A 25481-nucleotide genomic window follows, 5' to 3' on the forward strand; every position below is an offset into this window, starting at 1 on the left:
ACATGAGTCTCGCCTCAAAAACAAAACATCGCCGTTCCGTCAGACAACTACCTCTACCAATTGAGACTTATTCAGTGAGGTTTATCTCTTAACACGTTTGAGTGCCGTAGACAGCAAAACCCCACCAATACTGGCGGGGTTGACTCAATGTGCATTTGATAAAAATTTAGCGTGTCTAAACTTATATCCTCTCCTAGCATGTAAATCTTTTGATTATGTCTACAAGAATCGATCTAAATAATTTCAAATCCCACTTCCCCTGCGGCAACGAATCTTGCCTCACGCGCATGGATGCGATCTAGAAGATTCTCAACGGTGCAAACCACTTCGCCATCACTCATCATCACGAAATCACTGCTTCACTCGATGACCTGCGTCAGCACTGCTTGTGAAGTTGGTCACAGGGGGGCAGGAGCACTGCAATAACTGAGATTCAGAGGCTCAACCCAAGTGCCAAGCAATCAGCCTGTCCTTCTCCGCTTCGATCAAGAAGGGGGCAAGCCAGTCGAGCAGCAACTTCTCAACCACTGGCTTACCAAGGTCCTGCACCCCGCCAGAAAGCCAGCACTTGAAAGCATCAGGGTCATTGGCGCGTAGGGCAGCAACGAGTTCCCCGATCAGGAATAGGGCAATACGGGTTTCTTGAGGCATGAATCATTGTCATTAGATCAACCCATCCGCAGCGTGAAGTGATAGTGGGTCTGTTGGTACCTGACCCAACAGGTTTGAACCGCCTCATCGAGGGAAGGAGTTTCATGATGGGGGCTAGGCTTTAGACACGCTCCTAAATTCAATGCCAAAAATCTTTTACCATTTTAGTGGATTATTTCTCATCTCAGGTTGTCTTGTAATCCAGCTAGACCACCATGTCCAAGCTGCGCCAAAGAGGAGCACTACAGTAGTGGAATGTGTGTTGATTGATGGTGATTTCAAGGGCAACGGCTTCATCTATGAAATCAACAATAATCGAACAAAAGTTCGATTATTGAAAGCATTTGAGACATCAAAAAGTGGCGTCAGAAGCAACTTCGATGAAAACGCAGATATGTTATTTCTTTCTAACGAAAATGAGGTGCTGACCTTTAGGGATATACGCCTTCAAAAGGAGCAAGGTATCATCTATACGGAGAAACTTGATTTAAATACGTTGACATCAACTACGCTGACCATCGAAATAGTTGAGGGTTCAGAGCAAATCATTGAAACGGATTCATCGAAATGTAGAAATATATAATCGTGATCAGTCGAATTGGTTGGTTTCAAGGGGTGAGCATAAATGGCATTGGTAGCTCATCAGGCGACTCGTTTGGTGATACCTAAACACTTAGTCGAAGGTCAGGGTTGATACGTGACTGCCTGAAGTATTCCCCTCCGTTCTCAGGCAATAGAAAACCCCGCCATTGCTAACGGGATTGCAGATCACTTAATCATCCAAACATGTCAAATCCAAGAGGCAGAAAACGCTTCGTCCTCATGCCAAAGACAACAACAGTAACAGTCACTCACTACCAATCAAACTATAACAACGATGATAGCATTCGAATGGATACGACTCGGAGCCTTAATCTGGTCTGCCGAGATGATCATGGCCGTTGATCCTGCAACTGGCTCGAGCTCTCATCCTTCCTGTATATCCAGATGAACAATGGAGCTAGACTCAACACACTCAAGAATGATCTAAAGACTTGAAACTTGAATGGTTGCCACCAGCACTCATGCTCACTGTTGCTGCAGTGATTTACTTGAATGATACGACAGAGCTAAAAATTCCATCGATCAAATTACAACAGAAAAAGCCAGCGAAAAGCAAAGAAGATTGGGTCGAAATCAATCGATGCATTGAACGATCAGCCAAGATTCTTCATGATGAAGCGATGAAGGGCCATAGCCAAATTGATTGGAATAATGTAACTCCAGAGGAATCTGATGCATGGAGAAAAGTAACATCACGTCTGAATGTTGAAAAATTTGATCGAGACAGAAGCTGCAGAGACAAAGGTTATTTCTAAATCAACCACCCCCGCAGGGAATTCCTTGAGGTACACCTGCACAGGCAGGTAGCTTTCACCGTCTATCTCTCCCCGGAGTAGGAGTCCTTCACACCTAATCCAGAATCTGAACTTGCCGATGACAGGAACAGCTGGATGCTCCTGATTGGTGGCTGGGTGTGAAGGTGGGTCGACATCCTTAAATTATGGTGGAGGAGAAAACATGACACCTCATACCAACAATCCGCGTCGTATTTGATAATCCTTATTGAGAATACGACTGGTGATTAACATATACTCACATTGCTTTTATATCAGCATGTCTCATCAGATTAATGCGGATGGGGAGACTTGAACTACCACGATGTTGCCACCACTAGTAGCTGAATCTAACGAACAAAGGAGGAGGATTAATGCCCCTCCCTTTTTTGCTTATTGAGAATAAGTCGCAATAGTGACAAGGCAAGAGTAGCATAACAGCAGTACAAGAGTACCATATCAATGTGTGAGCTGCTGTTTTGTATTTTTTATCTCCAATGTGCAACATGACGCCACAAACGCTATCAAAGGGGCCTAGCAGGCTCCACACTAAGCAACAACTATCACCGTGATGGTGATGATAGCGAGGTGTAAAAGGGAATGTAGGGATTAGGGTAGATAGAATAAGAGATTGGTCAATGCTTAAGCCCGCCGCAGCTATTATAGCTTGCGTTCTACTTATCTATTACGCTTACCTTAGAGAGCAGGCATATGGAAGGTACCTGGATTGTCTGGATGCAAATAATCCTTACAATGAAGATTTAATGAGTTGGGATCCATCCCAAGGCATAATTAAATGGAAAAAATCTGAAGTTGGTATTAGGTACAGCAAGTACAGAGAAATTGCTGAGCGAATATGCGTAGACCAAGAACCATCTTTTCCATGGATTGAGTGGTAGATGCGATTGAGTTCGAGCGCTGGTGTCGAACATCGCTTTGTACGAGAAAGTGCTGTTGGCATCCCTAGCCGCTTTGTCACGCCATTTAGTAAAGGCATAGAGGACCAGGCAAAGGAGGCAGAGGCATCGCCGCCGTCTTCTTACGACTAACCAAGTCGCCCAGGCTTGGGCTCTTCATCACTACCTTTTTAAGCAGGTACGGCTCGCCTTTGCCTGGGTTTCTGCAGTCTGCTCTCGCCACCTTGGAGTACAGCCCTCCGATCGCCGCTTAAGGCGGTTAACGTTTCGTAACAATGGTTGGGTTGCTGTGATCGCTGTACTTTTTCCTCTCGTCTTTGTAGCGGCGATGGTGTTCCTGCTGCTTAAATCGTTCCAGCTAATGGCTATAGCCGCTGGTGAGGGAGCAACAACAGCGAGAACTTCCACCGACAGGACAGGATTAAAGACAACACACCCTGAACTGCTGGATGAAAACGGAGATGTAACTACCGAAGATCTATGGGCTGTGCGCTTTAGTGACCTTGATGACTACATGAAAGCTGGTGTGAACTCCTAGGTACACACGCGTTATTGCTACCCACATTCATTCGGGTCTGTGTTTTCTACTTTGGATACTTGGTTACTTGTAAGACAGCTATTGCGAACTCATCATTGTTATCTCTCATCGCGCTGCTCTCTCCAGGTCGCCCTAGGTCACCCAAGCAGATATACGTGATGCACTTATGACACTCCCTTCATTAGTAGATAGGGATTTTTATTGAGAATAGGCAACTGATACCCACATATACTATCTCTCCTTTTATATCAGCATATCTCATCAGATTTGATGTAAATTTAGGGTACAGTTTCTTTATCTCTAGTAGCTGAAACTGGCGTGTCTAGTGGTTCAGCAAGGGGCTAAAGCGAGTTGATCGAAACGCACAACGGCGGAGAACTCAGCGGAGAGGATCGGATTCGAACCGACGATGTTAGTTAGCGGCAAGGGAGGGATTCGAACCCTCGAGCTCTAGGGCACGAGAGTGAAGGACCAGCCGGATGGTGGCCAAGCTCCAGCAATGCCGAACAAACACCGCTCACTGCGGCCACCAGCCGAGAAACCCAATGGCGAGGGGTGGCTAGTGCACAATCAGCCCATGGCCAGTGGGGCGCAGTGCGCACTTACCGATGGGTTCCGCCTCACGATGCAAGGGCCTGATTCTCCTCACCCCTTACCTGCCTTGGGATTTGTACAGTTACTTGGATCACGGGTGCCTACACAAACGACTGCCAGTGGCCAGGCAACCTGACGCGACAGGCAATCTCTTTCGCAATGCGGAAGTGTGGTCACCTGTCGATAGCTCCCCATTTTGTCATGGAGGACCTAACAAGGAATGACTTGCAGGCTTCAACGATCTGGACATCATTCAGCGTGATCTGTTGTTCGAATGTTTTGGGCGCCTAGAACGAACTCCGCGAAAGGAGGCTGAGGCTGGCAACTCCGACATCGTGATCGGCGCTGATGTGCAGATGAAAAGTTGATGGCACTAGGTGCAAACCCAAGTGGCCTACAGGGTAGGAAGGGTCGTTATTAACAATGCTGAAGAAGAGCCCGAATCCAATGTAAATAGCCCAACGCCAAAGCTTGTCGCCAGGCTAACACTTACGCGCCTTCTTTCCCTCGAAGTCAAGATCAGGATATCAATACCGATAAAGCCATAGACCAAACAAATGGAATCAGTTAAAATCTCAGCAGAAAGTTAAAAGGAAACTTTATGGTTCTTTTCAAAAAAGTCGTACCAATCTTGGTCAGTACTGGATTTTCTCTGGTCGCGACAGCTGCGGAGGCAAATGTTTATTTGTCTGGAGATGAGAAATGGCTTTCAGATTTTGGGCCAATGCAATTTGTCGAAATTGATGAACTAAATAGATTAGACAGAACGCAAGTTTTAAACGATGGCAAAATTACACATGTAGCTGTGTATCCAGACTACAAGGGCAGCATGATGTCCGGCACAATGAATGACAATGTGCTTGAAGGCTACTGGTATCAGACATCACGAACACCTGTTAAGTGCAAAAGAAAAATTCATGGCACTCATTACTGGGGCAAATATCGTTTCAAATTTACTTCCAGCTCTAAGTTTAAAGGTCTTTGGAATTACTGTAATAAGCGGGTTTCAAGTCGATGGAATGGCAGAAAGAGCACACAAAAGTGGTAGTGGATAAGCTGTTTATAAGATGAAAACCTCCTGCAAGCATCAGAACATTGCTATTGCATGCCGTTTGAAGAAAAGCGTATTCGAGACAATCTAAAAATTTGTTCTCTTGAAACGAGTCTCTTCAGCAAGCTTTCTAGTCAATTAACTTGCAATTTTCCATGAGGATGGTTTTGGCGTCTGGGTATTGCATCGATAGTCCTATTAGCTGGCCGTGGCTCTCAATGTCGTAAATAACCAGTCCGTGCTGATTTGGGTTTGTTGACCAGCCTGAGGCTAGTACATTCCCACATTCAATCGCTACCCCGTGATCAGCAGATCCTCCAATGAACCAGGTCAGGAAATATCCATGTCCTTACTTTGAGATATTTATTTTACCCGTATACTGACCTCCATCGCTATGTTTGTCGGTGCATTGATATTCACCGACTAGGGATTGAGAAAGGGCGGGTTAAATGGTGCAAAGAGAGATGAGGGCTACTAATTTTATTGGTATTGAAACGAGTCATTTCGTTTGCTCCCAATTCAAAGAATTCATTGATTTTCTGGATCAGTTTGGTTTGCAACCGCATATTTTCACTTCTGGTGCTTCTGAAACTTGTCAGAACTCTTAGAACAGCAGTTGGATCGAATTATCCCAGCGCTTGTCTTTGTCTTTTGTCACTAGACAGCATTGGAGACCTTGCCGTTCCTTACAGCAGCTAAGGATGCCGGAACTGGAAGCTAGATCAAGCAATCAGAGATACAGCGGTGTGAGACGTTTGATCATGTCAACGACGTGATCGGCATAAAACCTAGGGCTTCTGTAGGGTTTGGTATGCATCCCAAACCTCAAGCACCCTTCTCATTGCTTTAATCTGAGTGTTCAGGTCCGCGACCTTCTCGCATTCCTACAGGTACTGTCGGTAGGCATCGGCGGCTCCCAAGCGGACCAGCTGAAGGTTGATGTTCCTCGACCCTTAACTGTTCTTTGACGGCTTCAAACATGGTTTTGGACGAACTTTCACTTGGTAAAGCGTTCCATCCAACCAGGGAGATGCCATTCGACATGGCGACACAAGGGCTGATCAGAAATCACACGACCTGACCTGATTTTCCCTAAGGGGGTTATTGAAGGCCATTGCAATGGAGCAGGCCTTTTTTACAATGAAGTTGACGCCTCAGATTAGATGGGAAATTTTTGCTTCCAAATGGAAACGAGATGAGGAAACAAGGGATTTAAGCACCTATAAACAAGCAACTAAAACGTAAAAAGACGGGGAATTTAATGCTACATCTTCACTTGGCGCATGTTTCCCTTGGGCAACTAAACCTCAGAGGTATGTTGACCGGACTGTTCAGTAGTTGGAAACAGAAAGGTTGGGATTCGCAACCTCGACCTCAGGGTTTTGAATCCTGTGCTCTAACCAGGCGCCTGCTTCCGGCTGAGCAAGATCTGAACTTTCGACCTTCGGGTTATGAGGCTGACGATCAACCGGACTGCCCTACCTCATAGCCACTTCTGTCTGAGTTCAATTGACTTAGAAAGGATTGAGTTCTTCCCAGGCTGCTGACGACCACTTCCGATCCAGCCGGATGGTGGCCAAGCTCCAGCAATGCCGATCAAACACCGATCACTTCAACCAGCAGCCGAGAAGCCGAACGGCGAGGGTTGGCTCGCGAATGCTGATCAACAGAAGCTCGTCCACTTCAAGCCAGACATCCCGACCGCGAATGGTGAGTGGGTGATCCTGAGAACGTTCCATTGGCGGCCGCCGGCTTAGCCAATCCCGCAAATGCAGAGACGAATGCTGCGCCATAACGCCATTAAGGCCTGGGAGACGGTGCTGAAAACAGGTTGAAAGCTGTTTTCCACCAGTGCGAGAGTCACCCCAGTATCAAGATCAAGAATGAACAGCATTCAGTTCATAATTACCTTCTTATCAATTGCTAATCCTGCGATATCGATACCGCTTGTCCCGGAACCATGCGCTTCATACGCTAAATCATTTCATAGTGTGGTGGATCAAGCCAAAAGATTTAATGGAATGGCATTAACCTATCCAGGGCTGGAAACAGAACGCAATCGATTGAGATTTTACCAACAAATGGATAAGAGATTAGTGCCTTTAATATCTTGCCTGGCTGATCACAAAAGCAAGATTTTGAAATATTACCTAGAAGTTAAAGATATGACAGAAACTCAGATCCGACTGTTTCCTAGCAATTAGTTGCTTTGCCTTGAACTGGCAGTAAATGCTAATGTCAATGTAGAGATGAGATCAAGCGCATATGAAATATTGGTTGATGGTCACCGTTCCGGCGACATTGTTGTTGATGGGAACGATCTCCAAAGCAGGGATATGCCAGAGCTACGAGGCGGCATACAACATTGATGTCTATGTCGGCGAGGGAATGGATTTACAATCAGCCATACGGGCTGTTGTTGAGGATGAATACAGTGATGGATCAGAGCAATGCTGGAAATCAATCAAGAAAGAAATCAGTCGGATGCCCAAGATTTTCCCGGAAGCATACAAAGCGATTTACAAAAAAATGCCCCGTTGATGAAACGTGTATGCAAATCTTGAGCTGCTTCATTGCATTAATAAGGCCACCACGCAATATCAAACCCCGCACTTTGCGGGCAACCAACTGCTCCCTCACCTTGGCTTCGATGGCTCGTTGGCGATCCTGAAGCCTGCTTACCGGGACAGCTCCCACAAGAAGATTGCTGGCGTTTCCTCCCGAAGCTTGGCCAGCTGAGCCAACCGGCTGAATCGTTCGGCCTCCGCTTTCAGCTTAAACAGCGCTTCATCAGCCTCTAATTTTTGGCCGGCACGAATCAAGCTGAACTGATGATCCACGACGCGACCACATCAACGGCTGGCAGCTTCTTTAACGGTGATCTGACTTTTGCCAATCTGAACATGAGTAGGCGTCTCAGGTAGAGGGAAGGCCTCGGCACCCTCGCGAATCCATTGCTTGCGGCAACGGTCGCTAAGGGTGGTCTTGGTGACCCTGGCCACGGTCATCTCTTCATTGCAGACAAGACAACGAACAGCGGGGCTTGCGGTTCCGCAGCTCAGCAGGTCGTTGCTGAGGGCGCTCCACTCGCTTGGTGGGATGTTCCACTTTGCGAGCTTCGAGCTGTTTCGGCGTGAAGTCTTGGCAGAGCCAGGTGTTTTTGAGCGGATGGTTGACCAGGGCCAACTGACCACATTCACGACATTCGATGACGTGGCTGCAGTCGCCGTTCAGCTGTTCATGCTCTCTTCCAGATCGACATACTCCTCATCGCTGAGACCAGGGGTGATTGTCGCCGTGACACCGAGTCCTTTGGTCCAGGGATAGGTGTGTTTCTGGACTGCTGCCAGATTGTCGGCTTCCACAAGCAGCACGCCTCCACCGAGATGAGGGTGGATCTGACGCGCCAGCACTTTGAAACCGACGTATTCATCCATGGGCTTACCGCCCTTGATGTAATCCACGATCGCCTGGGTGTATTTCTCGTTGGTGGGATCGGGAGCGCACCAATGGATCATGAAGCGAGCCATCTAAAAACCGTTCAACACCATTCGATCTTTGCCTTAAAAGCTGGAAATCACTTGTAACCAAAGGAACATCAGGCTTGTCCTATGGAGGGCTATACCTGAGTTGCCACTCGGAGATCCCACTCAGGGAGAGGGTGGGATTCGAACCCACGAGCTCAAGCGCACGAGCATGAAGGACCAGCCGGTTAAAAACCGGATGGTCGACCTCAGGGTTATGAATCCTGTGCTCTAAACAGGCACCTGCATCTGTATGACCTGCCAGCACGACAGCTATGGCGTTGACCACCACTGCCATACATTGCTCCGCTGCAAAATCCGTCAGAAGCAGCTAGCTCAGGGCGATCACCTCACCAAAAAGTGCAAACTCTGGGAACCGACCTCGCAAAAAGAAGTGGGTGGGCTCTTGTGGCGAGGTGACGCCAAAGAAAAACACTGTTTGCATCCGCATGAACGACACAGGGGATGGCCTCTCCGCTAGACAAGCTTTGTAGCAACAACTACAAAAAGCGTTCACCTCGCTTCTGCGAGGCGCAGACAATCCAAGCCACGGAACGGGGACTTGGACTTTTCTGAGGAACCAACCATGACAGCTCTTCTCTACAGAGGTCACCACTACAAAGCCCATGCAGCTTCACCCAAAGCATGCGTTGAGCTGACCTACCGCCGTGAGCACTACAACACCTGCCGCGAGGCAGTCGCTCACAACGCGCATCCAAGTTTGACCTACCGAGGCGTTTCCTACACCAAATGATCACGGCTGAATGAACCCCCAAACCCCTGCCTCTGGCGGGGGTTTCTTTTTGCCTATAAGGAAGGAGATGGGCTTGCGGCCGAAGCAGGCTGAAACCCCGCCATTGCTGACGGACTGCAATGTCTAGAACGACTCCATGACTTTGGACAGTGCAAACAATCAACTTTTGAGTAAAAACCAGCTGGGCAAGATGGATGAACTTGCTTCAAGCTTTTGAAATTAGAAACCGTATCAACAAGTGGCTAACTTTTAGTCAATTGAAGGAAATGGCTTATACTGATAAATAATTTCAGATTCTTGTACCGATTGACATTGACCTTTACTCTTAAATACAGTGGCATTATCCCAGCTAAATATGTATTTTAATTCAAAGCTCAGCGCCCTCTTGTTAATCTGTATATATCGAAAATCTGTACCCAGTCCGGTTTCCTCCATTTCAAAGTATAAATTTGTTTTGTTAGCACTATTGGTGCTGATATTCATTATCGACCATGCCCCCTGCTCTGAATACATCGCTTGATTCCGTTTGAAGTCAATGAGGAGGCTGAAAGGACCAGACGGTTGATCTTCCTCCTCAGTCATATCAAGAGTAACTTTTTTCAATCCCCTGTCCCATTTGGCAGAATACACTGTTTCTATCAATTGTTGCGCTTGGCAATTCAAGGCTATTCGATTTGCATTTGCGTGTCCAGGTCTTGTTCCTGCAAGACTTAGGAATAGAGCCACAATAGAAAAATTTGTTACCGCAAAAATCTTTGTCATTTTTTGATTGATTGTTTTAAGATTTCTGTCAGATGAAGCTGGATCATTAAATTGCAATGGAATTCAGTATCCGATCTGAATTTTTTAAAATTTCTTTCAATTACACTTCAGACATCAGACTTGAAGATCAATAGCTTATTAATACCCAAACGGACAGTATTGATCTGTTCAACCCAAAAACCCGCACTTGGCGAGGCCGGTGTCCGTGTGTGTTTTGTCGGGAGATTGATGCCAACACATCAACGCCTCCTACTTTTCTCTTTCGAGTCTTGTATAGCTTTCAGTTCATCGAATGAACTTCAGGCGCCCCGGTTTGTATAACACTGAGAGCCATAAGTAAGGAAGAATTTAAATAATTCCAAATTAGAAAAATCTGGCCCTGTTAACGATTACTCAGTTTCTATTAGACAAACACACCGGATAGAAGAAAATACAAATTGTATCGATGCATACAGTTGCCTGATTTCAAGGCTGTGGCTAACATTAATAAAGATTTAAATTTTTCTACATGTCATCTGGACACGATGATTATTCGACAACTATAACTAGAGCATCAGTCGATATCTCCTTAAGTTCTACCGACGCAAAGCAAATTAAAAACGGCACTCAATGGTCAAAAAAAATTTTTAGAAAATACCTCAATAAGATTTCAGCCAGAGAAGAAGGTCATGTCATTGATTACATCGTCAGAAAGGACGACGACGATCCATCTATTTTTGACACCCATGAAATGACCGCGGGACCAAATGGATTAGTTTATTTTTCACAGCAGTTACATAATCGTGTTGGCTACCTTAATACCGGTGGAAAAGTCAGGTTCCTGGACATGCCTGATGGATCTGGTCCTCATGGTATTGAATTCGATAAGAATGGCCGCCTATTTATTACCTTAGAATTTCAGGACAAACTCGCTGAAATCAACCCAATAGATGGAACAATTTTACAAGAATTCAACGTAGCGTTTAGTGACCCCAGTGTAGAAGGAGTAGTTGGCCCGCATGGTTTAGATATCGATGACAAAGGACGTTTATGGTATACAGGCAAATCATCCGATACTATTGGCTATTACGATATAATAAACAATGAGCATAAGAATTTTTCTCTTGAAACGAGATCAAGTTTTGCGCCAAATTTCACTAATGGTATTGATTTTGCTGGGGGAGCTGCCGGCCCAATTTACATAAAGCTAGACAAATCTGGAACTCCCTGGTTTGTCAATCTTGGAACAAATGAAATAGGCAAGATAGATGAAGACGAGAATATTAAGCTTTACGAAATTACCGACTTCAACATGAATGACAACAGTCGTCCAATCAATATTTTTGAGGGACCTAATGATTTCATCTGGACAACAGTAGAAGGAGATGATTCAACGGATTCATCAGAAAACCCTATACGCGAAGGAGGTATTGCACAGTTTGATCCAGTTTCCGAGAAATTTACAAATAGCTATACTCAAACTCGTGATAAAGGTGCCGGTGGATCCACCGGACATTCAGCTAATTCGGTTTGGTTTCAGTATCAAGAAAAAGCTCTTGTAGAGCTAAATATTGATGAAGATGGTCGTCGTTTTCAAACCACCTATGACCTGCCAGATATTGGCACGAGAGTTATGCACCGCATTACCAAGGGTCCAGACGGCAACATGTGGTTTACAAGTTTAAATCAAGATGCCATAGGAGTCCTGTCTACGAAAACTCAGGCAATTCCAGTCTTTAGTTTTCAAGATCAAAAGAAAAATCAACAGTATCTTTCTGCTCTTCCCGACGAGCTTACAAAGCTTCAATCCAAACCTGAGCGATATCGTGATCAAGAGGCTTTATTTTTAAGTAGTACTAAAAATGCACAATCCAAGCCCACCAAGAGATTTACCAATGAATTAACTGGAGAAACAATCTGGACAATTGATTCCGAGAAAGTCTCCGTAATGAAAAAATCTGATAATTTTACCTTCGAAGGTCGAGATTTTAGAGTTTATCCCGATGCAAACTCAGTAGATGGTCTTGTACCAGTCTTTGAAGTTATTGATATAGATTCAGGTGTACGAACTTACTCTACTGATGAGTCTGTCTTGGCTGATTTAAGCTGTTGTACTCATCCGACTATAGTTTGGTACGCAGAACCCCTGACTCTTTAGGTCTTCATTCCAATCCATTGCTTACACTTTTTATTCCTAGTAGTCTATAGCAATTAATTTTTAATCAAATCCCGTACTTTTAGTATTGGCTCTATTAGTTCTGACTCTTGATCATACTGGGTAGGAAAGCCTGAAAAAGTAATGGATTCTGTATTGCGTCAGAATTCACAAGTAGCCAATACACAAACCAGGACACGCCTCAGGTTGAAACAACCAATTTAAGTAATGCTAAATATGTAAGACTATTCATATATTCCTATGTACGGATGGCCCAAGAAATCTTGATCAAGGAATAAAGGCATGAATAATGTCTGGATGTGGACTGGTTTTGGAATAACAGCCTGCGCTGTTCTCTAGAACGACCCACTGCAAACTCTTGGCACCTATCTAACCTCGAACCAAAGGCGCACATCCAAATCACTGCAGATGGTGTTCATCTGCTCGGTCACCATTGAAGGCATCTGGAGCAGAGACAGCAAGGACTTGCTGATCATGCCCAGCTCAATGCCAAGTTATGTCCCCTCGTGGTACTGAGAAGGTGGTCTCTGGTTCAATGGTTGGAATACCAAATATAAGCAGCTTCAACAAGTCCCAATCATAGAAAACATTCAGCCAAATTCATGACGACACTTGAGACTCTATGTGGCCTGATTAAGTTGCACCAGCAAAACAGAAATTACAGACCACATTCTGGATTCATTGACTTACTTAATTCTATGGCTTCTTCTGCTAAAGGAATATAGTCGTCTTCTTCAGCAGCTTCGAGGATAGCTTCAACAAAAGCTGATAGATAACCTTTTTCTAATACATTAGCTTCAACTCCCTCGCATAGTGCAGTAACTGTACCTTGTATGAACATTACAAGACACGCCTTGAATGTTTCCTCGCTGTTCTTACAAACATCTGAATATAAAGCTTTTGGTTGAGCCTGAACTGGTGCTGTTGAATGAAGAATCGCTCCTAAACTGCAGCAGGCTTAAGCATCGACTTTTGCCTAACTCTATCTACTCTATCCTTCTATTTCTTTTTACACTTCGCTATCAGCGCCCCATAACGGATTACAGGGTTTCCAACCACTGCGCTTCATCGACTTCCAAAGCTCAACAGCTTCTGGTTTCCGTAGATATCGTCTGCTTTTGAGTAAAGCTGGCTGACCGTTTGGCATCTCTTTTCCGTAATCCACGAACAGCATTGGATCACGCAGTAAAGATTTTTCGTCTCGATGGAACCTTGCTACTAGCCCTTCTTGATGAATCAACCACCCCTCAGCCATTACCACTCCTTGGATAGTACGGGTATACTAGACCAGATGAGGGGATGATCGGCAAGAAAGTTCACCCGCTTAGGTGATGGAATCTGAAAGCCAATAAAATCTCCCGCACTTGGCGGGGCAAATATCCGTGTGATTTGCTTTGTCGGGAGATCGATAGCAACAACACCAACACCCGCTGCTTTTCCCTGAAAGAGTGTTGTATGGCTTTCAGTTCATCGAATGAACTTCAGGCGCCCCGGCTCTTTCCCTTACAATTCAGGAACACAAATAAACACATTGTTGCCAGATTGATCATAAAGATGTTGAAGTGTGTGGTTTTCAGGAAGCTGAGCACTTCTGATTTTGTCGTCACCATCTGCATTCCTGACGCCAAACGTATTTCCATAAAGCCTTGTCGCCTCATTGAATTCTGCAGCGGTTGTAATGGTTTCTCCCGCCTCCATATCGAGAATAGATAGATCACTTTCAGCACCTCCAGTTAAAGCTACAAATGAATCAATGCCCTTCCCACCAACAACTCGAACATGCTGAGTTAGTGTTCCCTCTTCGTGCTGATGAGCATTGATAATCGTGTCATTTCCGCCCTTGGCCTCCACGACCGTCCAGTAGTCAACGTGCTGATGTATTCCCCATGGATTCCGTGCATTTACTGTGATTGAGTCATTTACAAGAGTTCCTTGAATATTTTCACCAATCATAACGCCAGCATGATGCGCTCTCTCATCAAATTGTTCTGCATCCGACTCATCGAAGACTGTTTGAATTTTTTCGAAAGAAGGCTCAAGGCTTCTTGGATCGAGTGTGAATAGGCCTTTTTGCCCCACTTCCTTGAAATAATTTGCTGACGATTTATTGCCAATATGCAAACCTTGTTTCTTAAGAACTTCGGGAATACTGGAGACGCCTTTTTTGTTGGCTTTGAGGAGTTCGAACATTGTCTTGAGACGTGTGTGGTTTGTGTCTTTGGGGTCTCCCCCGCCGATGAACACACCATCTCCGGAATCTCTGCCTCACTCGATGACCTGCGTCAGCAGTCCCTGTGAGGTTGGTCACAGGTTCCAAAACCCTGCAAACGACTGTTTTTTTCCACGACCCCAACTACCTCAAAGTGGTGCGCTACCTGGACAGCCACAGCTCAGCCGGTAGAGCACTTTGATGGCATGCAGGTGGTCAGGTTCGAACCCTCGATAGCCCTGCACCAGGTTGATTTTTCGGTGCTGCACCCTCGGCAGAAACGGAGAGGGTGGGATTCGAACCCACAAGCTCAAGTGCACGACCGTGAAGGACCAGCCGGTTAAAAGCCGGATGGTCGACCTCAGGGTGATGAATCCTGTGCTCTAACCAGGCACCTGATTCCGGCTGAGCAAGATCTGAACTTTTGACCTTCGGGTTATGAGCCCGACGAGCTACCGGACTGCTCTACCCCGTGGCTGGTTCTGTCTGAATTCAATTGACTAGGAGTTGCACGACCAAAACGAGGCCGGCATTCGCCTTAACAAGTGCGCTGTCAATCTGCGTGTTCGGCTTAGGGGCGGGTTTCAACGTCACCGCTCACCCAAAGGAATAGCCAAACTTTTTGCACCCTCAACTCAATTGAAAATGTCTACCGAAATCCGTAACTGGGATGTTGTTGCTAAAGCAATGGAAGCGGCTGGTGCAACCTCAAGCCAGATGTACATCCGCGCCAAAGCATTGGCACAAGGAAAACTCGATCCCATGCCCACAAGCTCCCCTGAGGCTCCCTACAGCATCTCTGCTGTTGCTGGCTAATCACTAAAGATTCAAGCCTCACCAATCTGAGGCTATTACATAATTCACCAATGAACACACAGCGTACTATCCATCAATACTTAATCCAATACAAAGACCTTGAAGGCAAGAGTCATTTGGAAAGTGTGTATGCATCGGATGCGATGGAAGCTCAGAATTTCGCGATTGATTGCAATTCTGGGCTATTCCAAAGACCTCATCTCATTAATGCAGTAATTAAAACCGATAAGAAAATTAGGGTGATGCCGGTGAATCCAGGCCCTCCAGAAAGTTCTCCTAATAAGCCCCGTCGTTGACATCGCCGATAATTCGTATTTCTTGAGGGATGGCAACCCGCAGGAAACCAATTGATGTCCCACAAAAGCTGATCCTCAATGACAGGGTGAGATCCGCACCAACAAGCATGGGGTTATAAATCCTGTGCTCTAACCAGGCGCCTGATTCCGGCTAAGCAAGATCTGAACTTTTGACCTTCGGGTTATGAGCTCGTCAAGCCCCAAGCCAACGCAGCATTAGCAGAGCGCAACTATTGGGTGAACTGATGTCAACAGACAGCATGTGATTCGGCTCCAAGACGGCATGACGTCATCAACGTCAGCCCGCGCCATTCCTTCCCATCATTCATTCGAAGCATTTGCTCAGCAGTGCCGCGTTACTCAAATCCCATACACATCAGTGCTTTTACAGAAAAACACCTCCAGTGCTGAGAGTGTCACCTGTCTTTCACCACAACCCCTCCAACGGCTGACCAGAGAATGTCCAGAGCGCCCAAAAATCAACTGAGATGGTGAAGTTGTCCGGGAAGAGATTCGCACAACCGGTCGAAACAAATGACCTTCATCAACACTTCACTCAGTAACCAACAGGAAAAATCCTCTATTAAAGGTATTCACCTCAGTCCTAATGAGGATGAAGAGGATATGATGTTTTTCGATGATTGATAACGATACTCATCACGGCAGCCAAGAGAACGACTTGCTCGATGGTGGCGAAGCTCGCGACGAGATCTATGGTCTTTCGGGTGATGACACCCTGAAAGGAGGACAAGGTTTTAACAAACTATGGGGTGGCGCAGGTAAGGACACATTTATTCTTACTCCAGGCTATGGTCATGACATCATCAAAGATTTCATAATTGGGGAAGACCTCATTGTATTTGACTTTGAGTCAGGTCCTTATTCGGAGATAAATGTGGGGCTGGGAAAAAGCAGCAGTGGTCATGCCGCAATCTTCGCTTTTGATGATTTACTTGCCATTGTTGAAGGCATTAGCCCAGATGCACTATCTCAACAATCTACGAGAGGTTTAAACTATATTAATTGAACTCCAATATTTAGTTATAACTACTCCCTGCTACTGCGGGGGGCTTTTTTGTGACTATCTGGCCGCAAAATTGTCTAAAAAACCCCGCACTTGGCGGGGCTGATGTCCGTGTGTGTTCTGTCGGGAGATTGATAGCGACAACACCAACGCCCCCTGCTTTGCCCTTTCGGGCCTTGTATAGCTTTCAGCCGCCCTCTGATGGCATCAGGCTTACTAAATTCTTGCTTTATAAGTTTGTGCACAATATGAATATCAAGCCTGCTACAGAGAATTACAGACGTCGCTCAGAGAGACTTGAGACAGCATCCAATCAACCTCCAAAGGTTATCAGGATTGATCCATTAATAAGGCGACGAAAAGATGATTCAGAGGCTATTATGTTGCTGACCGAGTCAACACTTGAAATCAGACGTCTGAGGTAAGACTGTACATATATGACTTCCATATGAACTCGAGATTCTTTGCCGTGACAGAGATATTTCAAACCCCTGCCGTTCGTCGTGAACTATCTGGTGCAAGAGATTCGTTCACGATAGAAAAGGCCCAACAGGTCTCTTTCTGGTTGTCATCACGACAACTCAACCCTCAGCATTTTAAGCTGCATGAACCACTTTTACTCCTCCCAGCGGCTGCCGTTGCACCATCATCATTGAGATACTCAGGGCAGAAAAAATGCCGTCCATAAAAAAAGAGACGGCGCCAATCAAAGCTTCTGAAACTCAATCAGAACCGAGCCAATGCGCTCCACTGAGTTGGAAGAAGCTTGGCAACGAGCTGAAAATTGCCATTACCCAGAGGTTTGACGACATAAGCCACTCCCATTGGGTCTGGATAGATTCCCATGGGCGGCTCCACACCCATCGTGACGCCCTGGAAAGGGTCGTCATGCCCAAACAGGAAGGTGTTGGTGCCTGCCTCTGGCATTGCTGAAAGCAAAGGGGAAACCCTCGCTGCATATTCCTTGTAATCCTGAGGGGTGCAATCAACGCAGGGAAGGAAATTCAGGTTTGAATGTTTCTTGTATTTTCCGAAAGCCAAATCAGCCGTGTTGTAGGCACGGCAATATTCACTGGAGAAGACCTGGCCGACAGGAATGCCTGCGGCTTTCACTCCCCTACCGATTTCTCGCGCTTGCTGTTTACCCTCTGCACTTAAACGTCTCTGGGTGCTGCAGTCAGCGAGATTGAGTTGCGGGCTGACCTGATCTCCCCAGTCCTTGAAGGTCTTCGCATGCCTTACATAAACGACGTATCCACCCCTACGAAGATCATTAAGGAGCTGCTTCGCACCAACTCTGTTGATGAAATCAGTGTTCCTCTGATCACCGGATAGCGTTGACTCGTTGCCTTCGTAGGCTTCCGGCGCAGCCTTGGCTGAGTGTGGAGCTATAGAGATCGAAGCTGCTATCAAGCCGCTAGTGGCCAATGCAGCTGAGGCCGAAGCCAAGCTGAATTTTTTGAGGTGTTGCATCGAAATAACAATGTCAATCTGAACGTAGACATCGAGACGCAAGGGGACAAGTAAAAAATTTACACAAATAATCGTCACCGCCGCCTCGTATCAACGAACTCACTTTTGACATGAATTTGATACTCCTTGAACAGTTCTCTACACTCGTTTATCGGCACCGCCTTTCTTGACGGTTCAGAAATATCATAACTCTTGAGCAAGAGTTCGAAATGACATCCAAATCAATCGACTTAGTGAAATCAGAGATAACACCGCCTTATCCTTATCTGGAGGTGGTTACAGGAATAGACAAATCCAAGATTCATACATGGACTGACAGCCACGAAGGCTTTTGGAAATAAATTAATGCATTTGTATTTTAGAAGGCTTTGAACCAATGAAACTCTTCTCACTTATCAGTGCAAGTTGCTCCCAGCAGTACCAGTTCAGGCCAGTCGGCCGAGCGGTGTCGTTCTTCACTGGTCACCTCCTCGAGGCTCTCGCTGATAACAACATCTACAAGATCACCTCACGACAACTCAGCATTCGAGGGATTCGACCTGAGAACTTCCTGAGCGTCCTCAAAGCGGCTCCCAAACTCACACTCCTGACTCCTAGTCCGCTGCAGCCGATCCAACCCCGCTACATTCCCGCGGCTCCAAACGTACACCCTACCCCAGCACTTCCTCCAGCACCGCAAGCAGTAGAAGTCTGGGGGGAGATGGCTGATCGATCTCCCTGCTATTAACAACCCTCAGCAAATCATCGCGCCAGTTCGTCTCGTTCAAGCTGGTGCTTTGGTCTGCTCGATACAGCACTGCTACCAATGGAGAACGAACCGACACTGCATGACCAAGCCACCTGCTGGTTCATCTCTGCTCTTCGGCGCTCTTGCCGACTCAGGTCAGAGCAAACAACGCAAGAACGGCAGCTACCGCTGAGGATCTTGGTTGTGTAATGAGCATCAAGCTTGAGGATGTCGTCAAACCCACCATCGGCTTCCAAAGTGCTCTGCAAGGGGCTGGCACCCTCAAAACCAAGCCGGCATCTGTGGGCTTCCTTCCACTCTCGGTTGGCTACAACAGCTCTTAAAGACATCGAGATCGGACAAAGCGAACTCGCAACAGCCCTGGATTCGATTGAGCTGCAACAGTTGGTGGGTTAACTAGCAACGCAATATCGAGGGATAAATTCTTTTGAATTTCGCAAACAACTTTCCGAATCCAGGGAAAATCATCCTACATTGAGTTTTCCGGAATTATTCATAGTTATGGGCATAATAAAAAATCTATTTTACAAATTTCAAGACCAGCGTGAGGTGCTTGATCTCACGAGTTTTGGCGATGAACTTGCGTTTAAGACATCATGGAATCCACTGGCACCCGGTGGCACAAATTTCTGCACGCATGAATTGCAGAAAAGCACTTCCCCCCTTTCAGGCGATTTGCTTATTTTCAAAACAACTGCTCTTGCAATCCTCTTCTCGGCATCTTTTATTCTAATGGGATTAGCTGTTTTTATTCCTGGTATATCTTCGGGCGAGGATGCGGAAAGAATTATAGGTTTAGTGTTTGTGGGAGGTGGTTGTTGGATATCGTGGGGCATGAAAAGACAAGAGTCAGTTTTTGATCGCTCATCTCGAAGACTTGCAAAGGGCGATAAAACTTATGACTTAGAACAGGTATGTGCTATTCAGTTAATACGTGAATACGTGAGCGCAAAGGAAACGCGTTACTACAGCTACGAGCTGAATCTTGTCTGCATTGATGGAGAGAGAGTCAATATTATTGACCATGGTTCTCTACGTGCAATACGAAAAGATGCTGAGACATTAGCCGATTATTTGTCCATTCCAGTTTGGGATGCGATTGACTTTAAAATTCCAAAGCAAGCAGCTCATCGGGACGTTAAGTCTGAGATAAGTGAACTACCTTGACTGGCATAAAGGGGCTAAGGTGAAAACAGTTTTTGCAAAATCTTTCGCAAATTAGATGCAAACAGACTCACTACAAGGTAGTGTTTGAATTTCTTTTCCCTTTGCAAGCGAGCGGTCTCGGCTACACAACTATCTCTGATTTATATAGTATTTTACAGACCTATTACCTCATCTTCAGCCAACATCCAAGCTCCCAAGCCACACCCTGTGGATAGCAGTAATAGCTCTTTGACGGTGGATGATTCTCCATTAGATATTTGCCGAGGCTATCTGCGCCCCAGGGAGCGAACGGGGAGATAAAATGCAGTACTAAAAGGTTTTGATTGGCGGTTCCACTTTTGTTCCTGATCTGAATGTACCAATTTACAGCCTGCTTTATCCACCAACCCCAGACAACCTCGTAGGAGCAATTTTCTTGCCTTAATTAGGTTTATGCCTTTAGCGCATTGTACTAACCAAGATGCAGAGAGCTGCTGTCCAGAGGGTTAGCAGCCACGTAATGCCCCGTAGCTACGAGATGGATAGTTACTCAAGACCGATGCACCGTTATCAGGTCTTTTACTGCGAGCTGCCCGATGGTGCAGCAGGTTACAAACCGATTCTCGCTGAGGTCGTCCATGAAGCCAAACAAATTGTGGAGCGACTGCACCCAGGAGCTGTAATGGCATCACTAGATGGAGAGCTAACGGATGGTGAGACCACAAGAAAGCTTTTTCTTCATTGGCTAAGCATGGTTTAAAGATGGAAATACACTGGCCATATTGCATCGATGCACATTCGTATTAGTGCTGAAACTATTCACGTTGTATCGTGCTGCTTGAATCCATGAATGACGTACGAATATCGCATAATGGCCTGAAAAAGAAACCTAAATCACCCAATCCAAGTATCAAGCTGACGGTTTATATGTCCAAATGGATGCACGATATAATACGCGTATTGTCTGCTGATAAGAATGTGCAAATTACCAAGTTGGTGCGGATGGCAGTTGCTGACTTGATCGCTCGACTGGAAGAGGATTAACTAAAAACCTCGCTATTACTGACAGAGCTATTAATATTTTCCCATTTTTTAGTAATATTATCTGAAGCTGACCTACGTATATAGTTTTTATATGTTTCGCCAGGCCTAAATATCAATAGCGCTTCAATAAGTCAACCATACGCAAACTGAAGGACAAAAATTCTAGCGGTTACACCGTTGGCGAAGAATAACTCAAGCGGTATAAATATTGTGATCCATTTTGCGATAAGCCATCCAAGGTCAAGCTTCATATCTCTAGCTCTCCGTATTTCCAATGGTATGTAGACCAAGTGACCTGCAAAAATAAAAACACTTGCAGTCAAATTGGTTAACTTAGTATTATTAAATTAATTTCTTACATTTTCAAGAGTGAGTGGGCCATCAAGAGTGTTACGAAAACAAGAAAATAGTATACAACTAAACATGCAAGCGCAAATAAAAATCCACGTAGCAATTGCGCTAAAACATAATCTTTTCTGCCGATGATTGCTCTAGGATCAAAGAATTTAAGCATTAGTCATTACCTCTTTAGGAACATTACAGACAGCTAATCAGTGAGTCATCCCCCATAAGAGCTAACTTGAGCCACTACTTGTAAAATATAAAATTGGAGACTGTTGGATGTGAATTGTACGGGGGGTTAAGCAATAAAAAATAGCAATTGCTTACGGGGAAGGTCCCTAACAACTGAATCATTGATTATGTAACCAAAGAAGTTTTTGGTTCAGTTCATCCATGAAAAATAATTGATATTTTCGATTTGCAGCCATTCTGGAAATATGTCTTTATCATCTTTGAGTTGGTTATAGCTTATTGTTTCACCAGAAAGTTTTAAAATATCTTCCTCTCCAAAACCTTGAACCAGGAGCTCTCCGCCACCTTTAATTTTTTTCGGCAAATTAACTGTATCAATTTCCCCGTCTGGAATTATCTTCGCACTAACACCATCAGACGTATATGGTGATAAAGACGCAAAATTTCTCCCCTTCAATTTTACTCCTTCTTCTAACGTATATTGATCTTTGCCATAAGCAAGACCAATGTTGCTGTTAATTAATTTGACTCCAGATCTTGCATAGAAGATGTCAGCATTTGACTGCACTTCGCCATCATTGTCAATACTAGCTAAAAAAACAAACATTCTTTCATGCTTTCCTGTTAACACGTCAATTGACATTGGTCTTGTTTCCTGCCTTCCAATAACATACGGAGAGGAATTGATATCAAGCGATATAGTCTTCTTGACATTCAGGGCAATAGAGAACGGAACATCGGTTGTGATGTCGTTGCTCAGCGAAAACTTATCTAGTTTTTTTCCTCTAACCTCCGTAGACATTGTAGATGTGAACCTTAGATTAATATCATCCTCGTGATCAATGCCTTTTTTGACTTCAACCAGTAATTCATCGTTGCCATCCTTCTCTTTTATTCTTAATTTCTTAATTACGTCGCCCCAGCAATAATTGACTACATCCTCATATGAATGAACATTTTTCCACCAGTGATTGTAGTCTTTGCTTCTAGAGCTCAACGGGATTGGCAGTGGAGTAGTAACTCCACACATTCCATCCGACAGTGGAATGTCTGTCATTAGTGACATAAATTAATAGCCATTATTTTAGAGTTTGTCTTCACAAAAATAAAATTATTGGCTATTTTTTTAACATTTCCTCCGAGCCATTGGATATGGACTGGGATATATAGGGGAAGATATCGTTAATTGGAGCCCATGCCCAATAGCCTTATATCAATAAGGAACAAGGCAATGTCGATGATGTGACTCACAGGTTAAGTGTGACGGCCTTGAATGTTTTTCGCTCTACTCAGGCAATAAAAAAACCCGCCATTGCTGAAGGGACTGATCAAGCGGCTGATTGAATCAACATCCACCTTTTCTATCTTGTTCCTGTTCACCACCTTGTTGGCCTTCTGCCTCAAGACGGTAATTTCAAGCAATACCCCATTGATATACCCCATCCAGGTGGACATCGACCGTCTTTCTGTTGTCTCGCAGGCCTAGCACCATTCATTGGCCTGCACTCACTCATCACGATGTGATAGCCGCCTGGGCATCCAGATTGTGTCCTTTCGATTGGCTTGACCTCTTGAGAATTAGCAGAAGCAGCAGAAAGCAAAAGTGCGCCAAAAAGTACTGCTGAGGAAATTGCGGCGATAGCTGTGCTGGGCTCCAGTGTGAAGTCAACCAACCGGTCAGCTTGCTCTGAATCCGTCAGTGATTCTTGATAATCAGCAATATGCTCTTTTGTGTCACCGTTATGACTGTGGTCGTGGTCGCGCCCCTTTGCCATGACAATTAATGCACGATGAGAATTTTTAGCTGAGTTTCAGTGATCGAACCTGAAGAAAGTGACGCTTTAGCTTTTGCTCGTTGATCAGCCCATCAAAAACCCTGCCATTGCTGAAAGGGACGTGAGAATAAGGAACAGAAGCAAATAGCTATGGAAAGAGAGGCGATGGACCCAAAGGACAAGCCGGGTGCAGATCCTTCCCGCGCTTCCCGGCGAAGTCCCAACCCCAGTTGAGAGCTTTTTTCATCAACGAAACATCATTTGGACTCATAGATTTAAAGCTTTCTAGGTTGACACTAATAATAAGATCGACACCCTTCTCAGCTTGCTCAGGGGTAATGATCTTCTCAGCAATCATTTGACACAGCAGCCCGTGCTGTCCGACAGCAGTTGAAACCGCCAATCGCTCTTGAAGCGTTGGCTCAGCATTGGCAGGGTTTGGAAAAGAACAACTAATCCAAGAAATTGTCAACGGCAGGAGAAGTAACAATCGATTCATAGTCAATTGCATTAAAACCGAAACTAATCGACAAAAACCTAAATGGCATCCTCCAATCTAGCAACAGATTAATATAAGCATTGATTGTGGCAAAGGTCAGCTTCAAGTGATGTTCCATTCGGCACACTCCGCTTTGCAACAAAACCCAACCATTGCTGAAGAGGCTGCTGATGAAGTTGCACTGCCGGGGGATTGATCAGGAACCACACGACCTGCCCTGCTTTTCCCTTGAAGAGTCTTGTATAGCGTTCAGTTCATCGAATAAACTTCAAGCTCCCCGGCATCAGTATCAATTCAAGCCAGCTCAAATGTCGAATTATTGATCCAATTAATCTGATCATTAATTGGTTGTTGAACATCCAAGCCATGCACTTCAGCAACAACACCGGAGACTCCTTCGGAAGGATCATTTACAGTAATCACTAGGGCACCTCTATTATTGAAAACAAGATCTACATCATTTTGGTTAAGTCTCCTAACTGCCATTGCTGGGATAATTATATGATCTCCTGCATCTTGGAAATCTACGATTACATCTCTATCTTCGGGACTTCCTCCAAGGTCTCCAAGACTGCGTCCATGACCCGCGAAAAATTTATCAGCACCTTGCCCACCGGTCATTATATCTCCGCCACCATCTCCATCAAGACGGTCATTTCCAACCCCTCCCGTGAGGGTATCTACACTATGCGATCCATAAATTGAGTCATCACCCTTACCGCCATTTAAATTTCCACCGATAGGATTGCCATCGCCGTCGTTTGGATACGGGGCATAAAGACGGTCATTTCCATTTTCTCCATAAGCAATATGTGCTCGTATTTTATCGTTTCCATTCCCACCATAAACTGTGTCAATGCCATCAGTTGCACGGTAAGACAATGTATCTCCCTGAAGGTCATCATCTCCATCGCCGCCATAGATAAGATCACTTCCGTGTTCACCGCGAATGGTATCATTTTCGCTCGTGCCGCGGATATAATCGTCTAAACTCGTTCCAATAATACGACCGCGGTTGTCAATATTATCTTCATTTCGAATGACATTAAATCTTTCCCAAATTGGCTTGGGCGGATTCTTTGGATCCCAAAATAGCTTTGGCTCGAAATCACTGGCGTCAATCTTCGAGTCTTCGATAATGTCCTTAATTTTTTTGCTGGGTTGAAACTGTTTGGCTTTTGGATAGGAGAAGAAAGGGCGAAACATCGTTCTAAGTGGTGTGTGTTTTTTGTCTTTGGGGTCTACCCCGCCGATGAACACACCATCTCCGGAATCGCTGCTCGACTTGATGACCTGCGTCAGAGGTCCCTGTGAGGTTGGTCACAGGAAGACCAGGAGTACCGAAATGAAAGGGTTGTAGAGACTTACCGCCCTGCCAAGCCATCAGCCTGTCTCGCTTTACATCGGTCAGAAATGGGGCTAGGCAGACCAGAAGCAGCTCCTGCACTGCTGGCTTACAAATGTCCTGCGCCCCGCCACAAAGCCAACGCTTTAAATGTCAGGGTCAATGGCCCTTAGTGCTGAGACGAGATCATTCAGCAAGAGAAGTGCAATGCTGGTTTCAGTGATCATGATTCAAATATGCCTGTCTGAAA

General features: G+C 45.3%; 32 protein-coding genes. 16 read left to right on the forward strand and 16 right to left on the reverse strand.

What is annotated here, in order from left to right:
• Positions 1-441: 441 nt before the first annotated feature.
• Positions 442-651 carry a hypothetical protein gene (locus tag SIB64_RS16120; RefSeq protein ID WP_413441192.1) on the reverse strand — a complete coding sequence of 70 codons (210 nt, stop codon included), beginning with the start codon at positions 649-651 and terminating at the stop codon, positions 442-444.
• A 142-nt stretch (positions 652-793) separates the two neighbouring features.
• Here SIB64_RS16120 and SIB64_RS16125 point away from each other — a divergent pair, with 142 nt between their 5' ends.
• From SIB64_RS16125 to SIB64_RS16145, 5 genes are all read left to right on the forward strand, one after another.
• On the forward strand, positions 794-1234 hold the full coding sequence (locus SIB64_RS16125) for a hypothetical protein (protein WP_413441193.1): 441 nt from the start codon (positions 794-796) through the stop codon (positions 1232-1234).
• Between the two features lie 451 nt (positions 1235-1685).
• Positions 1686-2009: a hypothetical protein gene (locus SIB64_RS16130; protein ID WP_413441194.1), complete on the forward strand. Its 324-nt coding sequence runs from the start codon at positions 1686-1688 to the stop codon at positions 2007-2009.
• Positions 2010-3233: 1224 nt separating this feature from the next.
• A complete protein-coding gene (locus SIB64_RS16135; protein WP_413441195.1) occupies positions 3234-3482 on the forward strand; it encodes a DUF2973 domain-containing protein in 249 nt (82 codons plus the stop codon).
• 463 nt (positions 3483-3945) lie between these two features.
• On the forward strand, positions 3946-4212 hold the full coding sequence (locus tag SIB64_RS16140) for a hypothetical protein (protein WP_413441196.1): 267 nt from the start codon (positions 3946-3948) through the stop codon (positions 4210-4212).
• A 495-nt stretch (positions 4213-4707) separates the two neighbouring features.
• A complete protein-coding gene (locus SIB64_RS16145; RefSeq protein ID WP_413441197.1) occupies positions 4708-5124 on the forward strand; it encodes a hypothetical protein in 417 nt (138 codons plus the stop codon).
• Between the two features lie 1610 nt (positions 5125-6734).
• Here the strand turns inward: SIB64_RS16145 and SIB64_RS16150 are convergent.
• A complete protein-coding gene (locus SIB64_RS16150) occupies positions 6735-6866 on the reverse strand; it encodes a hypothetical protein (RefSeq protein WP_413441198.1) in 132 nt (43 codons plus the stop codon).
• Between the two features lie 541 nt (positions 6867-7407).
• Here SIB64_RS16150 and SIB64_RS16155 point away from each other — a divergent pair.
• Positions 7408-7668 (forward strand): hypothetical protein, encoded by a 261-nt coding sequence (locus SIB64_RS16155; RefSeq protein WP_413441199.1) that lies wholly within the window; start codon positions 7408-7410, stop codon positions 7666-7668.
• Between the two features lie 137 nt (positions 7669-7805).
• Here SIB64_RS16155 and SIB64_RS16160 read toward each other — a convergent pair whose 3' ends face one another.
• From SIB64_RS16160 to SIB64_RS16175, 4 genes are all read right to left on the reverse strand, one after another.
• Positions 7806-7967 carry a hypothetical protein gene (locus SIB64_RS16160; RefSeq protein ID WP_413441200.1) on the reverse strand — a complete coding sequence of 54 codons (162 nt, stop codon included), beginning with the start codon at positions 7965-7967 and terminating at the stop codon, positions 7806-7808.
• Between the two features lie 12 nt (positions 7968-7979).
• Positions 7980-8327, reverse strand: a complete 348-nt coding sequence (locus SIB64_RS16165; RefSeq protein WP_413441201.1) for a hypothetical protein — start codon at positions 8325-8327, stop codon at positions 7980-7982.
• A gap of 30 nt (positions 8328-8357) precedes the next feature.
• On the reverse strand, positions 8358-8657 hold the full coding sequence (locus SIB64_RS16170) for a DUF3303 domain-containing protein (RefSeq protein WP_413441202.1): 300 nt from the start codon (positions 8655-8657) through the stop codon (positions 8358-8360).
• Positions 8658-8736: 79 nt separating this feature from the next.
• On the reverse strand, positions 8737-8949 hold the full coding sequence (locus tag SIB64_RS16175; RefSeq protein WP_413441203.1) for a hypothetical protein: 213 nt from the start codon (positions 8947-8949) through the stop codon (positions 8737-8739).
• A gap of 288 nt (positions 8950-9237) precedes the next feature.
• On the opposite strand from SIB64_RS16175, the gene SIB64_RS16180 reads away from it, so the two are divergent.
• The gene (locus SIB64_RS16180; protein ID WP_413441204.1) at positions 9238-9405 is read left to right on the forward strand and encodes a DUF4278 domain-containing protein; all 168 of its coding nucleotides are present in this window, start codon (positions 9238-9240) and stop codon (positions 9403-9405) included.
• Between the two features lie 249 nt (positions 9406-9654).
• On the opposite strand, the gene SIB64_RS16185 is transcribed toward SIB64_RS16180, so the two are convergent.
• Positions 9655-10167 carry a hypothetical protein gene (locus SIB64_RS16185; RefSeq protein ID WP_413441205.1) on the reverse strand — a complete coding sequence of 171 codons (513 nt, stop codon included), beginning with the start codon at positions 10165-10167 and terminating at the stop codon, positions 9655-9657.
• A gap of 508 nt (positions 10168-10675) precedes the next feature.
• Between SIB64_RS16185 and SIB64_RS16190 the strand changes: the two genes are divergently transcribed.
• Positions 10676-12304: a hypothetical protein gene (locus SIB64_RS16190; RefSeq protein ID WP_413441206.1), complete on the forward strand. Its 1629-nt coding sequence runs from the start codon at positions 10676-10678 to the stop codon at positions 12302-12304.
• 676 nt (positions 12305-12980) lie between these two features.
• Here the strand turns inward: SIB64_RS16190 and SIB64_RS16195 are convergent.
• The 4 genes from SIB64_RS16195 to SIB64_RS16210 form a co-directional block, all read right to left on the reverse strand.
• A complete protein-coding gene (locus SIB64_RS16195; protein WP_413441207.1) occupies positions 12981-13163 on the reverse strand; it encodes a hypothetical protein in 183 nt (60 codons plus the stop codon).
• A gap of 168 nt (positions 13164-13331) precedes the next feature.
• Positions 13332-13577, reverse strand: a complete 246-nt coding sequence (locus tag SIB64_RS16200) for a DUF1651 domain-containing protein (protein WP_413441208.1) — start codon at positions 13575-13577, stop codon at positions 13332-13334.
• Positions 13578-13825: 248 nt separating this feature from the next.
• Positions 13826-14512: a hypothetical protein gene (locus SIB64_RS16205; protein WP_413441209.1), complete on the reverse strand. Its 687-nt coding sequence runs from the start codon at positions 14510-14512 to the stop codon at positions 13826-13828.
• A 168-nt stretch (positions 14513-14680) separates the two neighbouring features.
• Positions 14681-14851: a hypothetical protein gene (locus tag SIB64_RS16210; RefSeq protein ID WP_413441210.1), complete on the reverse strand. Its 171-nt coding sequence runs from the start codon at positions 14849-14851 to the stop codon at positions 14681-14683.
• 325 nt (positions 14852-15176) lie between these two features.
• On the opposite strand from SIB64_RS16210, the gene SIB64_RS16215 reads away from it, so the two are divergent.
• The 3 genes from SIB64_RS16215 (at position 15177) to SIB64_RS16225 (ending at position 16670) form a co-directional block, all read left to right on the forward strand.
• The gene (locus tag SIB64_RS16215) at positions 15177-15347 is read left to right on the forward strand and encodes a hypothetical protein (protein WP_413441211.1); all 171 of its coding nucleotides are present in this window, start codon (positions 15177-15179) and stop codon (positions 15345-15347) included.
• Positions 15348-15397: 50 nt separating this feature from the next.
• Positions 15398-15643: a hypothetical protein gene (locus tag SIB64_RS16220; protein ID WP_413441212.1), complete on the forward strand. Its 246-nt coding sequence runs from the start codon at positions 15398-15400 to the stop codon at positions 15641-15643.
• Between the two features lie 637 nt (positions 15644-16280).
• Positions 16281-16670, forward strand: a complete 390-nt coding sequence (locus tag SIB64_RS16225) for a hypothetical protein (protein ID WP_413441213.1) — start codon at positions 16281-16283, stop codon at positions 16668-16670.
• Between the two features lie 723 nt (positions 16671-17393).
• Here SIB64_RS16225 and SIB64_RS16230 read toward each other — a convergent pair.
• Positions 17394-18116 (reverse strand): histidine phosphatase family protein, encoded by a 723-nt coding sequence (locus SIB64_RS16230; RefSeq protein WP_413441214.1) that lies wholly within the window; start codon positions 18114-18116, stop codon positions 17394-17396.
• Positions 18117-18516: 400 nt separating this feature from the next.
• Between SIB64_RS16230 and SIB64_RS16235 the strand changes: the two genes are divergently transcribed.
• The 5 genes from SIB64_RS16235 (at position 18517) to SIB64_RS16255 (ending at position 21078) form a co-directional block, all read left to right on the forward strand.
• Entirely contained in the window at positions 18517-18867 is a 351-nt protein-coding gene (locus SIB64_RS16235) for a hypothetical protein (protein ID WP_413441215.1), read from the forward strand.
• A 209-nt stretch (positions 18868-19076) separates the two neighbouring features.
• The gene (locus SIB64_RS16240) at positions 19077-19211 is read left to right on the forward strand and encodes a hypothetical protein (RefSeq protein ID WP_413441216.1); all 135 of its coding nucleotides are present in this window, start codon (positions 19077-19079) and stop codon (positions 19209-19211) included.
• A gap of 151 nt (positions 19212-19362) precedes the next feature.
• On the forward strand, positions 19363-20055 hold the full coding sequence (locus tag SIB64_RS16245; RefSeq protein ID WP_413441217.1) for a hypothetical protein: 693 nt from the start codon (positions 19363-19365) through the stop codon (positions 20053-20055).
• Between the two features lie 499 nt (positions 20056-20554).
• On the forward strand, positions 20555-20794 hold the full coding sequence (locus SIB64_RS16250) for a hypothetical protein (protein WP_413441218.1): 240 nt from the start codon (positions 20555-20557) through the stop codon (positions 20792-20794).
• Positions 20795-20865: 71 nt separating this feature from the next.
• Complete coding sequence (locus tag SIB64_RS16255; protein ID WP_413441219.1) at positions 20866-21078, forward strand: hypothetical protein; 213 nt, start codon at positions 20866-20868, stop codon at positions 21076-21078.
• Positions 21079-21802: 724 nt separating this feature from the next.
• On the opposite strand, the gene SIB64_RS16260 is transcribed toward SIB64_RS16255, so the two are convergent.
• From SIB64_RS16260 to SIB64_RS16275, 4 genes are all read right to left on the reverse strand, one after another.
• On the reverse strand, positions 21803-22669 hold the full coding sequence (locus SIB64_RS16260) for a hypothetical protein (protein ID WP_413441220.1): 867 nt from the start codon (positions 22667-22669) through the stop codon (positions 21803-21805).
• Between the two features lie 343 nt (positions 22670-23012).
• A complete protein-coding gene (locus SIB64_RS16265; protein ID WP_413441221.1) occupies positions 23013-23387 on the reverse strand; it encodes a hypothetical protein in 375 nt (124 codons plus the stop codon).
• A 148-nt stretch (positions 23388-23535) separates the two neighbouring features.
• A complete protein-coding gene (locus SIB64_RS16270) occupies positions 23536-23859 on the reverse strand; it encodes a hypothetical protein (RefSeq protein ID WP_413441222.1) in 324 nt (107 codons plus the stop codon).
• A gap of 321 nt (positions 23860-24180) precedes the next feature.
• Positions 24181-25092, reverse strand: coding sequence for a hypothetical protein (locus SIB64_RS16275; protein ID WP_413441223.1), 912 nt, complete (start codon positions 25090-25092; stop codon positions 24181-24183).
• Positions 25093-25481 lie beyond the last annotated feature (389 nt).

The organism is Synechococcus sp. MIT S1220 (assembly GCF_047303025.1).
Taxonomy (GTDB): domain Bacteria; phylum Cyanobacteriota; class Cyanobacteriia; order PCC-6307; family Cyanobiaceae; genus Parasynechococcus.

What these genes read in the sequence shown, in the direction of transcription:
- SIB64_RS16120 (WP_413441192.1), bottom strand. Translation starts at nt 651, where the DNA reads ATGCCTCAAGAAACCCGTATTGCCCTATTCCTGATCGGGGAACTCGTT.
- SIB64_RS16125 (WP_413441193.1), top strand. Translation starts at nt 794, where the DNA reads ATGCCAAAAATCTTTTACCATTTTAGTGGATTATTTCTCATCTCAGGT.
- SIB64_RS16150 (WP_413441198.1), bottom strand. Translation starts at nt 6,866, where the DNA reads ATGGAACGTTCTCAGGATCACCCACTCACCATTCGCGGTCGGGATGTC.
- SIB64_RS16155 (WP_413441199.1), top strand. Translation starts at nt 7,408, where the DNA reads ATGGTCACCGTTCCGGCGACATTGTTGTTGATGGGAACGATCTCCAAA.
- SIB64_RS16170 (WP_413441202.1), bottom strand. Translation starts at nt 8,657, where the DNA reads ATGGCTCGCTTCATGATCCATTGGTGCGCTCCCGATCCCACCAACGAG.
- SIB64_RS16175 (WP_413441203.1), bottom strand. Translation starts at nt 8,949, where the DNA reads ATGGCAGTGGTGGTCAACGCCATAGCTGTCGTGCTGGCAGGTCATACA.
- SIB64_RS16180 (WP_413441204.1), top strand. Translation starts at nt 9,238, where the DNA reads ATGACAGCTCTTCTCTACAGAGGTCACCACTACAAAGCCCATGCAGCT.
- SIB64_RS16185 (WP_413441205.1), bottom strand. Translation starts at nt 10,167, where the DNA reads ATGACAAAGATTTTTGCGGTAACAAATTTTTCTATTGTGGCTCTATTC.
- SIB64_RS16190 (WP_413441206.1), top strand. Translation starts at nt 10,676, where the DNA reads ATGTCATCTGGACACGATGATTATTCGACAACTATAACTAGAGCATCA.
- SIB64_RS16195 (WP_413441207.1), bottom strand. Translation starts at nt 13,163, where the DNA reads ATGTTCATACAAGGTACAGTTACTGCACTATGCGAGGGAGTTGAAGCT.
- SIB64_RS16200 (WP_413441208.1), bottom strand. Translation starts at nt 13,577, where the DNA reads ATGGCTGAGGGGTGGTTGATTCATCAAGAAGGGCTAGTAGCAAGGTTC.
- SIB64_RS16205 (WP_413441209.1), bottom strand. Translation starts at nt 14,512, where the DNA reads ATGTTCGAACTCCTCAAAGCCAACAAAAAAGGCGTCTCCAGTATTCCC.
- SIB64_RS16215 (WP_413441211.1), top strand. Translation starts at nt 15,177, where the DNA reads ATGTCTACCGAAATCCGTAACTGGGATGTTGTTGCTAAAGCAATGGAA.
- SIB64_RS16220 (WP_413441212.1), top strand. Translation starts at nt 15,398, where the DNA reads ATGAACACACAGCGTACTATCCATCAATACTTAATCCAATACAAAGAC.
- SIB64_RS16225 (WP_413441213.1), top strand. Translation starts at nt 16,281, where the DNA reads ATGATTGATAACGATACTCATCACGGCAGCCAAGAGAACGACTTGCTC.
- SIB64_RS16235 (WP_413441215.1), top strand. Translation starts at nt 18,517, where the DNA reads ATGAAACTCTTCTCACTTATCAGTGCAAGTTGCTCCCAGCAGTACCAG.
- SIB64_RS16240 (WP_413441216.1), top strand. Translation starts at nt 19,077, where the DNA reads ATGAGCATCAAGCTTGAGGATGTCGTCAAACCCACCATCGGCTTCCAA.
- SIB64_RS16250 (WP_413441218.1), top strand. Translation starts at nt 20,555, where the DNA reads ATGCCCCGTAGCTACGAGATGGATAGTTACTCAAGACCGATGCACCGT.
- SIB64_RS16260 (WP_413441220.1), bottom strand. Translation starts at nt 22,669, where the DNA reads ATGACAGACATTCCACTGTCGGATGGAATGTGTGGAGTTACTACTCCA.
- SIB64_RS16265 (WP_413441221.1), bottom strand. Translation starts at nt 23,387, where the DNA reads ATGGCAAAGGGGCGCGACCACGACCACAGTCATAACGGTGACACAAAA.
- SIB64_RS16275 (WP_413441223.1), bottom strand. Translation starts at nt 25,092, where the DNA reads ATGTTTCGCCCTTTCTTCTCCTATCCAAAAGCCAAACAGTTTCAACCC.